A 14,146-nucleotide genomic window follows, 5' to 3' on the forward strand; every position below is an offset into this window, starting at 1 on the left:
GCAGTCCGACGCCCGCGGCTGAATCGCCGAGCCTGTTCGTCTTGTCGATGCGGGATTATCGTGGTCAGCCTCTCACCTTGATTCACCTTCGCTCCCATTTAGACCGCTGATGATTGACGCGTTTACCAATACAGCCCGCTTTGTCTCTGCCCTGACCCTCCTCACAGCGTTGGCCGCATCACCCGGCAGCGTCAGTCACGCCACCGATTGGACGATTCCCGTCGCCGGCAACGCGTTTCAAACTGCCCCGAACCCGGGCGGTCGAGGTTTTCGGCGAGATGCATCGATTGCCTGGTCCGATCCGGACCAGATCTATACGGTCTTCTTTCGGGTGGATCGCCCCGCTGTCTTGGAGCTGGCGATTCGAGCACGTGTCGCTGACGGTCCGAGCAAGTTGGCCGTCCGCGCTGCTGAACAAAACTTCAACGCCGCGATCCAATCGCCGGACTTCTCCGTCAACCCGGTCGGGCAGATCGAAGTCCCCGAGGCCGGTTACGTCCGCGTTGATCTGCAACGGGTCGAGCGTGGTGGAAGCACCTACGCCGACATCAGTGACTTGATCGTCGCATCGGAGTCCGACGGCCTGTCGCTGGACTACGTGAAGTCCAACGCGGGCAACATGTTTTACTGGGGGCGTCGTGGTCCTTCGGTGCATCTGCGTTACGAAGTCCCCCGCGATCAAACACTGCAATACGCCTACAGCGAACTCACCGTCCCCGAAGGCCAAGACCCGATCGGTTCCTACTTCATGACCAACGGGTTTGGCGAAGGGTACTTTGGGATTCAGGTCAACGGTGCAAACGAACGTCGCGTCCTGTTCTCGGTCTGGAGTCCCTTCAAAACCGACAACCCGCGTGACATTCCCAAAGACCAACAAATCGTGATGCTTGCCAAAGGCCCCGAGGTGCACGTCGGCGAGTTCGGCAACGAAGGCTCCGGCGGCCAGAGTTATCTGGTCTACCCTTGGAAGGCAGGGACGACCTATCGTTTCTTGACCGAAGTCCGACCGGACGGACAGGGAAACACGATCTACTCGTCGTGGTTCGGAGACAAAGCCCGACAGACCTGGCGATTGATCGCAAGCTTTCGCCGTCCCCAGACGGACACACACCTGACGGGATTCCACGGATTCCTTGAAAACTTTTCGCCGACCCACGGGCACATCGAGCGTCGTGCAAACTACGCGAATGTTTGGGTGCGCGACATCAACCAGCAATGGCATGAATGCACCCGCGCGCGATTCTCGGTCGATGCAACCGGCCGGGGTCGTCACCGCTTGGATTTCACCGGCGGTGCCGATGGCGATCACTTCTTTCTACGCAACTGCGGTTTCTTTGACGAAACGGGTCGACCGGGCGAAACCTTTACCCGCAGCTCCACCTCCGACGCGCAGCCGGAGATCGATTTCGACGCGCTACCGCGGGATTGAGGCCGTTGGTGTCTAGGCTTTAGCCGATCCTCCACTAGCATTTCGCCGCACCGTGGTTTTCGGTTAGGCGGTAGTGGACGAGGCGACGAGTCCTTGCCAAGATGCCGACTACACAGGACTCGTCGCCTCGTCCACTACCCGAAAGTTAAGCTGCGGTAGACTGCTAGACGCCTGAAGGCGACTCGCGGAGCGCCCAAAGGCTGCACACCAACGGTTGCCGGATCCCGTTCCGGCGAAACGTCCGGTCGTCAATTTCAATCGGAACGGATACAAAACGTCGTGGTGTCTAGGACTTCACACCGATATTGATGTAGGCGTGAACGTGCGGGGCGCCGCGGAAATGCCAGACCAGCGACGGGCCTTCGACGCGCCAAATGTCCCAGACCTTGTCGTCGTCCAGATCTTCTTCCTGATAGAACGCCATGTGAAGCTGGTCGAGCCCACCGCTGCTCTTGAGAATCGCCATCACCTCATCGACGTCTTCTTCTCGATAGGGTGCCAACAAAACTTTCAACGTCGATTCGACCAGTTCTTTTTGATCGTTCGCCAGCTTGCTGACGGCGATGCCTGGGAATTTGCCACCGGCGCCTTGTAGCTGAACCGCGGTTTCTCGGGGTGCCTTTTTCAGCAGCGCCGCTTCCGCTTGATCGGCATCGAGTGCCTGGAAGACTTCGTTGGTCTTTTGGGTTTGGTAGAAGAACAGGTTGTCGCTCGGATTCTCTTCACCGTGGCCATAGACGATCGGTCCGCCGAATGCCGCCTTGTCGACGCGATTCCCGTCGGCACGCATCGTCAGGTGCCGCCCAGTCATTTCGAATTGGAACTGGTCGGTGCCGGGTTCGCCGAAGATGGCGACACTGTAGTTTTCCATCCCTCCGTCATCTTCATCCATCTGCTGGATCAGGCGTTCGTAACCATCCTTGGAGGTGATGTTGCGAACGATTTGATCGATCAGGGTTTGTTGTTGCTTGGAAAACAAGTCGTCGCCGATGGTCACTTTGGTGACGTGCCAGTTCGCGTTGATCTTGCGGCGGTCTTGGTGATCGAACGGTCGCCAGATCGCCTTCTTTTGTTTTTCCGAAAGCGATGCATAGAGTTCGGCGACCACGGTTTCCGCGGACGTCTTCGATGTCGCGGCATGAGCGAACCGTGGGTCGAATAGACCCGCCGACGCGACTCCGGCGGCAACGGCTCCTCCAAGTTTGACAAAGTCTCGTCGGGCAACACGCTGGCCATTGCGACGCGTTTCGGGACGGTTCATGTTCATCTCTGTGCTCACTGAAAGATTGGGGGGAAGGTCCAGGCGGGAACCGTCGAAGGACGGCGGAACGATTTCATCTTAGCAAGTTGCCGACTGTGACGCACAATTCTTGGTGATGATCCATTCCCAGCATGCCCACTCTTCGTGGGCGTCGCTTTTAACTCCCAATCTGATTTTGAGTGCGCTTCGTCGTTTCGTAGGGCATGCTGTGCATGCCAATGGGCCGTCAGGCACAGCCTGACCTACGCCGAAACTCGAAACCAGAAAAGCTGGAAGGTAGACACACTCACCATTCGCAATCAATCAAGCCACCCTCCCCGGCAGGGAAGGGTGAACAAAACGGCCCTCCAACTTTTCTCGGGCGTTGCCTACTTGTCGCGGCGCGTCAAAATCACTTGGTGCGGGCCTTGAGTCTTTCCCTCAAAGACGACGTCGACGGCGAGGGTCATTTGCCCCGCCGGGAGTCGGAGATCGGTCTTGTGTCCGCGCCGCTGTCCGGCGGGGATTTCGAGTGTCTTGATCAGTTTTCCCACGGTAATTGTCGCGGTTCCGGCCGGTGGGTCGCCCGCAAAAACAATCTCCACCTCATAGCTCCCTGCCTCCGGGGCCTCCAGCAACCAGACACCGTTGGAATTGCCCGCCCAAGGACGCCCCTGGATGTGCCGCCAGTCCTGACGCGTCAAAACACTACGTAGCTCATGTTCAGTCCCGATGACGATCTGCGGCGGCGCGTAGTTGTCCGGCCGTGTCGAACTGACATCTTTGAACCAGGCTTCGTATCCGCGTTTGAGTCGCTGCACCACGTCAGGGTGTTGCTGGGCAAGATTGTTGGTTTGACGCGGATCCTTGCTCAGATCGTAAAGCTGAAAACTCGGCTCGCCGGCAAAACGTTCGTTGCCAAATCCACTCGGGTGAACAAGTTTCCAGGGTTCTTCATGAAGGGCAAAGTGATGGTAGCGTTGCGGCTCGTTCCCTCGATGGGTTTGTAAAACGACTTGGCGTTTCGGCAAGGTCGTGGCGTCACCGGTCAACAGCGTCAGAAAGCTTCGCCCGTCGAGCTTGTGTCCATCGGGCACCTCGATTCCGCAAGCATCCAGCAAGGTGGGAAGCAGATCGATGTGCGCGCACAGCACGTCGCTGCTGCGACCGGCTTGTACCTGGGCGGGCCAGTGAAAGACCAGCGGCGAGCGAATGCCACCGTCATCGACGGCCGCTTTCATGCCACGCATGTCGCCGACGTACCGCATTGTGTTGGGACCATTGTCGTTGAGATAAACGACAATCGTGTTCTCGGTCAGGGCGAGTGCGTTGAGTTTCTTGAACAGTCGCCCGACATTCTCGTCGATGTTGGTGATCATTGCGGCGATCCGCGCCAACTTGTCGCTCTCCTGCTCCAGCCGCTTCGGATTCAGTTTGTTGACCAGGATGGGTGAAAAATCAACCTTGCGGTACTCCTGGTACAAGGCTTCGGGCACGTCGTGAAAGGGACCGTGCGGCGCGTTGGTGGCAATGTAGGTGAAGAAGTTTTTGTCAGCCTTGGCACTCTGTTCGATGAAATCCATCGCGGCATCAAAATAGATGTCGGTGCAATAGCCTTCCATCGGTGTTTCTTCGCCGTTCTTGATCAGCGTCGGGTCGGTGTACTTGCCTTCGGCGTCGATCGGATCGGAGGGTTGGCCGATGCCACCGCCGCGATGCACCAGAGAGTCTTGAAATCCTTGGTCCATGGCCCGGAGTGGATAGTTGTCGCCCATGTGCCACTTGCCATAGATCCCGGTGCGATAACCGGCGTCTCTCAAGAACTCGGCGATCGTGACTTCGTCGGAGTCCATCATCGCTCGACCGATGTAGGTGTCGATACAACGGGTGCGGTAGTTGTATCGGCCGGTCATCAAGCAGGCTCGCGTGGGCGCGCAAACCGGACTGACATAGAACTTGCTCAGAAAACCACTGCGGCGGTGCATCGCATCCAGCTCGGGCGTTCGGATCACCGGATTTCCCATGAACCCGTAATCGCCGCCTCCCTGGTCGTCGCTCATGATGACAATCACGTTGGGCCGTTCCGCGGCGACGGCACGCGTGGTGGAGATTCCCGGGACGAAGACGCCCAGGCAAAAAAGGATCGCGAGGACAACGATCGCCGGGACAATGGGTTTTCTCTGCATGGAGTTTCTCAAGGATAGGGGCGACGGCCCGGTAGGAAGATGGGTGAGGCATTCGACGCGGATCGTTTCGTTCGCACCATCGTAACCCAGTCGGTCACGCTGTGCGTGACTGCCGATGCGTCGGTCACGCGGTGCGTGACGATTGGCATGCACAGCATGCCCTACCAACTACCCAGCGACCTCTCGACGGATCGGCAGTCCCGGCCGGAATGCCATCGGTTATAGTGTGCTGTGCCATTGCAGCGGTCCACTTCCCTCGCCCGAACGTGCAGGTCCGATGAGAATTTCAACCCTGATCCTTGTTGCCGCCAGCTTCGGATTCAGCGCCGGTGCGCCGTGCCTGGCGCAGTCCGTCCCGTCGGCGAAACAACTGGAAAACTGGCGACAGCGTTTCCCGGATGCGGATACAAACCGCGACGGCACGCTGACGATCGACGAGGCGAATCGGTACCGCCAGAAGATGTTGTCGCGGGCGACCGGGCAAGGCAATGTCGGCGGCGCAAGCCGCGGAGCGCCGCGCGAGTTCAAGGTCAATCCCGGCTGGGACCAGGAACGTTTTCCCGAACACGCCGTTTGCTACCTGCCGCCGCAGGAGATCAAAGCCATTTTCGAGCAGTCGGTGAAGGGAAAACAACCCGCCGTGGTTGCCTTTGAAAAACCCCGTGACGGCGCGCTGCGGATCGTCGGCACCGGACACAGTTTCATGGCGCCGGGCTACCGGACGTTTCCGATCATCTGCAAAGCGGCCGGCATGACGCAACCGCTTTACACGCACACCGGGGGCGGGATGACCGGCAGCACACGCTACAAGTGGGAACAAGAAAACGGGATCTTCGATTTCGAAGGCCGCCCCGAGCCGAAACTGCTTGCATCGATCGCCAACGCCGAATGGGACGCCATGATGTGGGGGCCGTACTTCAACGACCGACCCGCTTATTATTCGTGTTGGATCGATTTCTGTTTGAAGTACAACCCCGACATGAAGTTCTATCTGTCGGACGCTTGGCCACAGCTGTATCAACTCGGCACGAACCCGAAGTCGGAAACTTTCTTTACCGAAGAAGTCTTTGATCGACTCGGCGCGGAACGGCGAGCAGAGTACTCGAAGCAAGTCGAGGTGCTTCGCCAACAGTATCCCGACAAAATCTTTATCATGCCGACGTCCGACGCGATGGTCTTGGCGGCCAAGGCTTACTTGCGAGGCGAGTTGCCGGGCGTCGAGGGCATCCACCGTGTGATCGGCGGCAAGGAGCGTTCCTTGTGGCGCGACCAACTGGGACACATCGGTCCCGGTTTTGATCGACTGGAAGGCTACGTGTTCTATGCCACGCTGTATGGAAAGTCGCCTGAATTGATTGAAGCCGACATCCCGTTCGACGGGAACGCGTCCTTCCCCGGCCCCCAGCTGGATCGAAAGTTTCGCCAGATCGCCTGGCAGGCCGTCATCGGCCACCCGCTTTCCGGCGTCACGCAATCGCGTTAGTGGAGGTCATATTTTTTCATTTTGTAGTGTAGCGTCCGCACGCTGATTCCGAGTGACTTTGCGGTTTGTTCACGATGAGAGTCGTTGGCTGCGAGAGCATCCTCAATGCCTGATTTCTCAGCCGTTTCCGTGATTTCAATGAGTGTCCGAGCGGAATGGTTCCGCTGGCCCTCGCCTCTGGACAGTTCCTCCGGCAGGTCACCGATTCGAATCAGATCATTCGCCGAGGTCACGACGATACGTTCGATGACGTTTCGTAATTGACGAACATTCCCGGGCCAACGCGCGTTAATAAAAAGCTGCATCGCATCCGCATCGACGCTCTTTAGCGGACGACCGTGACGTTTGCAAAAGTGGTCCAGGAAGTACTCCACCAATAATGGAACATCGCCTCGTCGAGACCGTAGCGGCGGAACATGGATGGGGACGATGTTCAGCCGATAGAAAAGGTCTTCGCGAAACGTTCCCTCGGCAAGCATTTTCGAAACGTCACGGTTGCTTGCCGACACGATCCGAGCGTCCGAACTCTGCTCTCTTTCACCGCCAACGCGTTTGTAAGTTTGTGATTCCAAAACGCGCAGCAGATCGACTTGACTCTTGGCTGGGATTTCTGTGATTTCGTCGAGGAAGAGCGTCCCACCAATCGATTGCTCAAAGAAGCCTGGTTTCTGTCGCGATGCACCGGTGAACGAGCCTTGCTCGTGCCCAAATAACTCGCTTTCGAGCAGTGATTCCGGCAGCGCGCCCAGGTTGACGGGGATGAATGGTCCCGCCGACCGGTTGCTTTGGTCGTGAATCGCCTTGGCGATCAGTTCTTTGCCGGTTCCGCTCTCTCCCTGAATCATGACGGTCGCATCAGTCGATGCAACTTGGCGGATTTGAATCAGCAACTCCTCGAGGGTTTGACTGTTGCCGACGATCCCGCCAATCTCGCCGACGGCGGCCAGCTTCTCTTTTAGTTCATGGTTTTCATCTTGTAGTTGATGGTGCTTGAACGCCCTGCTGACCTGTTGGCGAATCAATTCCAGGTCGACCGGCTTGCTGATAAAGTCAAAGGCCCCACGCCGCATGGCATCGACAGCCGTCTCCATGCTGCCGTGAGCCGTAATGACGATGGTGGTCGTGCCAGGTTTCCTCCGTTGAATCCATGAAATCAATTCCAATCCGTCTCGGTCGCCTGGCATCCGCACGTCGGTGATGACAAGTTGAAAGTTACCTGCATCAAACTTGTCGAGCCCTTCATTGACCGAGGCTGCGGTCTCGATGGTGCCTGCGACTTTGGACAGACCTCTGGCGAGCCCCGAGCGAAGATTGGGCTCGTCGTCGACGATCAGGAGATTGAATTTGCGTTCCACAGACGTGCTCTCGCTCTCTGAAAACCGGTCAAGTCGCATCCGCTTCGTGACGCTCAAAGCGTTCGCTTAAAGGCTCTTCGTGCTCGTCCCGGATGAGGTGTCGCCCATCGGCGAACTTCGCGAACAGGTAATACAGCCCGGGGATCACCAACACGCCGACGATTGTTCCTAGCAGCATGCCGCCCACTGCCGTGGTGCCAATGGTGCGGTTACCGATGGCACCTGGCCCCGTCGCTCGGACCAACGGAATCAAGCCGGCGATGAAAGCAAACGAAGTCATCAGGATCGGTCGAAAGCGTAGCTTGCCACCTTCGATACCGGCGTCTTTGACACTCAGTCCCTGTTGCCTACGTTGAACGGCAAATTCAATAATCAGGATCGCATTCTTGCCGAGCAATCCGACCAACATCACCAAACCGATCTGGCAATACACGTCATTGGCAAGTCCCATCGACTTGAGAAAAAAGAACGAACCGAACAATCCGACCGGCAACGATGCCAGCACCGCGATGGGAATGATGAAGCTCTCGTACTGCCCCACCAGTACCATGTAAACGAAGATCACAACGATCGCGAAGATATAGATGGCGGTGTTACCGGCCCTGGCTTCGTCATAGGCAAGTCCGCGCCAGTCGATATCGAAACCGTTGGGCAGCGTTTCGGCGGCGACTTCTTTGATCGCAGCGATTGCTTCGCCACTACTATACCCCGCCGCCGGCGCCCCCTGAATCGGGGCGGTCGGATACAAGTTATAGCGACTGATTTCGTTCAGCCCCTGCTTCTTTTCGATTCGCATGAATGCGGAATAGGGAACCATTTCGCCCGCTTCATTCTTGACAAACATGTTGTCGAGGTCTTCAGGATAACGGCGGAACTCAGGGGCGGCCTGGACGTAGACTTTGTAGAACTGGCCGAACCGCACGAATCCCTGTTCCCAGGTGCTGCCGATCACGATTGATAAGTTGTCCATCGCGTCTCGAATTGAAACGCCTTTCTGCATGGCAACATCATTGTCAATGATGATTTCGTATTGTGGATAGTTCGCGGCAAAGAAGGTGAACAAGCCTTTCAGTTCGGGTCGTTTGCCAAGCGCCTCCATGAACTTGTCGGTTTCTTCGCCGAGCGCGGTGTAATCGCCACTGTTGGTTTTATCGAGCAGGTTCACCGAAAACCCGCCGGCGGCGCCGAAACCGGGGACCGCAGGCGGTTCAAAAAACTCCAACTTGACGTTTGCAATGTCGGTTCCGCGCTCCTCCAACTGCTCAATGATTTGTTTCGACGTCAGTTCGCGGTCGGCCCATGGCTTTAAGTTGATGATGCAAGTTCCGGCGTTCGACCCGCGGCCCTCCGTAAGGACTTCATACCCGGCGATCGAAGAGACAGAAGTGATCTCGTCCATCCCCTTGCAAATCTTTTGCAGTTCGTGACATTTTGCATTCGTGTATTCCAACGTCGACCCCGGTGGCGTTTGCACGATGCCATAAATCATCCCTTGATCTTCCAGGGGAATGAATCCGGTCGGCAGCACTTTGTTGACGACCAGAATGCCGTAAGCAAACACGGCAATCACAGCCACGGTTACGAAGCGGCGAGTGATGATGTGGCGAAGGATGCCCACGTAGCCACCGGTGACCTGTTCGACGCCGCGGTCAAAAACATGCAGCATCACGCCGATCGGGCTGCGCCGCTTCGCGCTGCCCTCGAATCCCGAAAAGGTTGCTCGAAACGAAAACGCGGCGAGCAGGGCGACCAGCAAAGCGAGGACCTGCACTCTCGTGTCGGTCAGTTCAAACTGCTCGGAGAGGACTTCGTGAACGATGTCGACGTGCAAAAGGAAAAACGCCCCAGTTCCGACAGCGGTACCGAGCAACAGGCATAGTAGCCCGCGAAGAACGGACGCGTATCGTCCGGCTGTTTTGTCCATGCCGCGGTTGAGCATTCCGACGATGCCGCGACCGCCCTTGTCATCGAGCGGCTTCAAGATCATCGCGCACAGCACGGGTGTGAGCGTCAAAGCCACCACGCCCGAAATAACGATCGACATCGCCATGGTCAGCGAAAACTGCCGATAAAACACGCCCACAGGGCCGGTCATGAATGTGACGGGAATAAACACGGCGGTCATCACCAACGTGATCGCGATGATCGCTCCGCTGATCTCGCGGACAACTTCTTGCGTCGCTTGATAGGGGCCAATCTTTTTTGCATGCATCTTTTCATGGACCGCTTCGACCACCACGATCGCATCATCAACCACCACGCCAATGGCAAGCACCAGCGCAAACAACGTGATCAGATTGATCGACATCCCGAACATCAGCATGAAGAAAAACGTGCCGATCAGGGAGACGGGAACGGCAAGGGTGGGAATCAGTGTGCTGCGAAAGTCGCCCAGAAACAAATAGACGACCAACGAAACGAGGATGAATGCTTCAAACAGGGTGTGCAGCACCTTTTCGATTGACGCATCCAGAAAGTTCGAGACGTCATAGGTGACGGCGTAGTCCATCCCAGGGGGGAACGACGCCTGCTTGATCTGCTCGACCTTTTCCTTGACCAATTCGATCACCTCAGCGGCATTGGATCCGGGCGTTTGCTTGAGCACGATGGCCGCTGCGGGCAGGCCGTCGATGTCGGAGTAAAGGTCATAGAACGACGAACCGAGCGAGACGTTTGCGACGTCACCCAGACGCAGAATCTCGCCTTCGGGTGTCGCTCGCAGAATGATCTTGCTGTATTCTTCGGGCGTCTTGTATCGACCGACCCAAGTCAAAACGTACTCGAGCGTTTGCGAGGTCGTTCCCGTGGCTTGACCGAGCCGGCCCGGCGATCCGATCATGCTCTGTTCGTCGAGCGCCTTCATCACGTCTTCCGCGTCGACTTTGTAGGCACGCATCCGATCCAGGTCGAGTTCGACCCGCATCGCATACGCTCGATTGCCGAGAATGGTGGCACGACCGACACCGGGAATGCGTTTGATCTCGTTGAGAATGTTGACCGTGGCATAGTTGTAGAGATAGTTCTGGTCGACCTTGGGGTCGGTACTGAACACGTTCACATACATCAACATGCTGGTCATGTTCTGCATCACGATAATGCCTTCACGCTCAACGATCGGTGGCAGATTGTTCTTGACCATCTGCACACGGTTATTGACGTTCATGACCGCGACATCCGGATCGGTTCCAGGCTCGAACACGATTTGAATGGTGCCTTCACCTGCGCTGGTGGCGTCTCCCATCATGTACCGCATGTTGGGCACACCGTTGATGGCCTGTTCCAGTATCACCATCGTCGAGTCGATCAGGATCTTGGCACTCGCTCCGGGATAGGAGACCGACACGCGAACGCTGGGCGGAGCGACCGAGGGGAATTGCGAAATCGGCAGCACGTTGATGGCCAGGCCACCCATGAACAGAATGAGCAGCGAGATAACGATGGCGAGCGCGGGCCGATGCAGAAATTTCTCAAACATGGTCTGGTGGCGTTTCAGTGTCAAGGCGAAAGTCATCCCGACTTTCGAAGGCAGGTGTGGGGCAGTCCGACGAAGCCTATTCGGCGTGGTACTTCAAATTGGCAAGTACGGTCTCAGGCTCTTCAAACTCGTACTCGATCCTCTCGCCGTCGCGAACTTGGCGAATACCTTCCAACACGATCTTCTCACCCGCCTCCAAGCCTTCGGCGACCAGAAAGATGTCGTCCTTTTCGTTTTGAATCACGATCTCTCTTTGATGCACCACGCCGTCTTCGTCGATCACATAAACGTACTTCTTGGCCAAGATCTCAAAGGTCGCACGCTGGGGGATGACGATCGCATCCTTTTCGACCTCGTGAATCAGCACCGTCCCGGTCTGACCGTGGCGTAGCAACCCTTCGGGGTTGGGGAAATCTGCGCGAAACGCAATGTTTCCAGTTTCGCTGTCAAAGTCGGCTTCGATTGCACCAATCTTCCCGGGATGGCCAAAAACCGTATGGTTGGCAAGCTTTAGTTGCACGTTCAATCTGTCTTGACCCTGCCCGGCATTCATTGCCGCTTGATACTCCAAATAGCGGGATTCCGGAACGTTGAAGTAGACCCACATCACGCTGTTGTCGGACATCGTCGTCAACATCGCACCTTCATCGACGAGGCTCCCTTCCTGTTCGTGCAACCGGTCGACGATGCCATCGAATGGTGCTTTGATGTCAGTAAAATTCATTTCCGCCTGTGCCAACTTGACGTTGGCAAGCGCTTTGGCGAGCTTCGCCTTCGACAGCTTTAGCTCCTGCGGCGACACGATGTTTTGCTGCACCAGACTTTCAGTGTTGTCGTATTCGACCTGGGCCAATTGAGCTTCGGCCAGGTCAGCATCGAGTCGTGCTTCGTAGAGAGTTGACTGGATACGAAACATCGTCTGGCCCGCTTGGACCTTTTGGCCCTCGCTCACACCAATCTCTTTCAAGTAGCCGCTCTCGAGCGAGCAAATTTCGATGTGTCGACGGGAGTGTATTTGGCAAACGTATTGCTGTGTCAACATCACGTCTTTGGCAACCGGGCTGGTCACGGTGATTCTGTGTTGAGCGTGATGCTCACCACCGCTGTGTTCGCCTGCCGAGTGTTGTTCGCCGTCGTGCAGGGGCAATTCGTGCGAACCAGTGGAGTCATCAACGTGCTCCCTTCCCGAGTCATGTGATCCGAAAGATTCGTGATAGGTTTCTTTCAGCTTGTCAACACTCGCCATCGAAAGAGAACCGATCGCGAAGAGTGCTGCTACAATCAATTTGACACGCATTGAAGGGAGTTTCCTTGAATTCATGGGGAAGTTGGTGTGAAGGGACGTCAGCCGACAACCGACAACCGACTGGTTTGAAAAGCGATCTCGGCGGTCGCGAGATGAACGGCCCGACCACCGCCTTGGCGGGGCACCGCAACCTCATCGAGAAACGCACAGCCTTTCCGCTGCATCATCCGTGCCAATCCTGTTTTCCAGATCCCCGTCGACCCGAAAGAGATGGTGTTTTGCCTGGGATTTCGCAGCAAATTCGTCATCGAAGCTAGTGCAAAAAAATACACGTTTTGGTCGACATCTGCAAGGATTTGCGCGGCTGCGGCAAGCGTTTGCACATGCCATTGCCAGACGCCCCTCCGCAGTGAGGCTGGCACGAGACGCAGCATCAGCCCACGTTTTGAGGCCGCCGAACGAGACGTTTTTGCCCCAGATGCCCTAAGGACTCGACGATCGTGTCCGCCGCGTCGTCGAGTGAGAGATCACCAACGTTGACGACCAAATCGTACAAGTGCGGATCGGAAGCTTTCTGATGAAAGTGCTCTTTGATGTAGACGTCACGATTGTGATCTGTCTCGGCAACAAACCGACAGGCCTCTCTCTCGCCAAGCCCTCGCTTACGCATCACTTGAGCGACGCGAAAATCCATCGGGGCGACGATCCGCACGGACAGACCGTGATCGCGGGGCAAGATAAAGCGAGCGCCACGGCCGACGATGACCACTTTGCCGTGCGTGGCAGCCAACAACAACAACTTGGCAACTCGGTGGGTGTAGGTCGATTCAGAAAATCCAAGCCCTCCGATTCGCGAGGTGATGATTGAACTGAGCCAGTTTTCGTGACGTTCATCGACACGACTGATCAGGCAACGCGGTGTGCCGTAGTGTTGGTGCATGTAATCGACGATTTCCTGGTCCAGTAAATCCCACTGCATTCGCTCGGCGACCTTTTGGGCGATCTCGCTGCCGCAAGCACCGGTTTCGCGGGACAATGCCAAGTAGGGGCCCACTTGGTTTGGCAGGTCACGCGCGGCCAGTCGGCGGTGAGTCTTTTCGGCTTGAACCCACTTGAAGATGTTGCTCTCTACTTTGTGTTCGATGGCGGGGACGTGTAGTACCACGGGTCAGTTCCTTTGCTGGGGACACGGTTGGGTGATTTGACCATCGCGGGGAGAGCACGTGACGGACCAAATCACGAGACGGTGGCCACCAGCGGCGCGGTTCACCAGAGATTCTTCCATAAGCGGCGCCGCTGCACCGCCTTGCGGTGATTCAATAAAGTAGAGACAACCGTTTTCGCTGGTGCTCCGGATGAAGCAATCCGTTGCAGACAAGTGCCAGCCTCTGCAGCCCTGCTCGACCATCGAAACCCTAACTGACGGCATCGCAACATCCGTCGCGCGACAGATTATGTATTGGTCCCCCAAAGTCTCGGTGGCTCACACGACAGGCCAATCGTCTCGACACGCGCCTCGACCCGGCATTTTCGTAGTGATTGGCATCAGACTTGCTCCTGAGTCAACACGATGCAACTCGATCAAACCGACTTCGTTTGGTATCTGTGTGAAATCGTTCGCCGGATCTTGCCTGGCTGTCTCGTCGTTGCCGTGGCGACGATTGCAATCCTGCCGGTGCAGGAAGAGAGGCGATGACCGGCAGAGTCAACGCAAACGAATCGTTCGAAACAG

At 56.7% G+C, this 14,146-nt stretch carries 10 protein-coding genes; 3 read left to right on the forward strand and 7 right to left on the reverse strand.

From position 1 onward, the window contains the following. The first annotated feature begins 109 nt into the window (after positions 1-109). A complete protein-coding gene (locus TBK1r_RS19300) occupies positions 110-1,429 on the forward strand; it encodes a DUF3472 domain-containing protein (RefSeq protein ID WP_419580152.1) in 1,320 nt (439 codons plus the stop codon). A 286-nt stretch (positions 1,430-1,715) separates the two neighbouring features. Here the strand turns inward: TBK1r_RS19300 and TBK1r_RS19305 are convergent, their stop codons facing one another. Both TBK1r_RS19305 and TBK1r_RS19310 read right to left on the reverse strand, forming a co-directional pair. Then, entirely contained in the window at positions 1,716-2,690 is a 975-nt protein-coding gene (locus TBK1r_RS19305) for a DUF3500 domain-containing protein (RefSeq protein WP_473772438.1), read from the reverse strand. A 368-nt stretch (positions 2,691-3,058) separates the two neighbouring features. Next, complete coding sequence (locus tag TBK1r_RS19310) at positions 3,059-4,855, reverse strand: arylsulfatase (RefSeq protein WP_145214195.1); 1,797 nt, start codon at positions 4,853-4,855, stop codon at positions 3,059-3,061. 277 nt (positions 4,856-5,132) lie between these two features. Here TBK1r_RS19310 and TBK1r_RS19315 point away from each other — a divergent pair, with 277 nt between their 5' ends. Further along, entirely contained in the window at positions 5,133-6,338 is a 1,206-nt protein-coding gene (locus tag TBK1r_RS19315) for a hypothetical protein (RefSeq protein ID WP_145214198.1), read from the forward strand. On the opposite strand, the gene TBK1r_RS19320 is transcribed toward TBK1r_RS19315, so the two are convergent. The 5 genes from TBK1r_RS19320 to TBK1r_RS19340 form a co-directional block, all read right to left on the reverse strand. After that, positions 6,335-7,693 (reverse strand): sigma-54-dependent transcriptional regulator, encoded by a 1,359-nt coding sequence (locus tag TBK1r_RS19320; protein ID WP_419580154.1) that lies wholly within the window; start codon positions 7,691-7,693, stop codon positions 6,335-6,337. The two genes, TBK1r_RS19315 and TBK1r_RS19320, sit on opposite strands and share 4 nt — an antisense overlap. Positions 7,694-7,721: 28 nt before the next feature. After that, on the reverse strand, positions 7,722-11,168 hold the full coding sequence (locus TBK1r_RS19325; RefSeq protein WP_145214201.1) for an efflux RND transporter permease subunit: 3,447 nt from the start codon (positions 11,166-11,168) through the stop codon (positions 7,722-7,724). Between the two features lie 76 nt (positions 11,169-11,244). Beyond that, a complete protein-coding gene (locus TBK1r_RS19330; RefSeq protein ID WP_419580155.1) occupies positions 11,245-12,465 on the reverse strand; it encodes an efflux RND transporter periplasmic adaptor subunit in 1,221 nt (406 codons plus the stop codon). A gap of 47 nt (positions 12,466-12,512) precedes the next feature. Beyond that, positions 12,513-12,722 (reverse strand): hypothetical protein, encoded by a 210-nt coding sequence (locus tag TBK1r_RS19335; protein ID WP_145214204.1) that lies wholly within the window; start codon positions 12,720-12,722, stop codon positions 12,513-12,515. 125 nt (positions 12,723-12,847) lie between these two features. Further along, on the reverse strand, positions 12,848-13,579 hold the full coding sequence (locus tag TBK1r_RS19340; RefSeq protein WP_145214207.1) for a cytidylate kinase-like family protein: 732 nt from the start codon (positions 13,577-13,579) through the stop codon (positions 12,848-12,850). A gap of 405 nt (positions 13,580-13,984) precedes the next feature. Here TBK1r_RS19340 and TBK1r_RS38705 point away from each other — a divergent pair, with 405 nt between their 5' ends. Further along, positions 13,985-14,110, forward strand: coding sequence for a hypothetical protein (locus TBK1r_RS38705; protein ID WP_419580156.1), 126 nt, complete (start codon positions 13,985-13,987; stop codon positions 14,108-14,110). The last annotated feature ends 36 nt before the right edge of the window (positions 14,111-14,146 follow it).

The sequence above is a fragment of the Stieleria magnilauensis genome (genome assembly GCA_007753675.1).
GTDB classification, from domain to species: Bacteria; Planctomycetota; Planctomycetia; order Pirellulales; family Pirellulaceae; genus Stieleria; species Stieleria magnilauensis.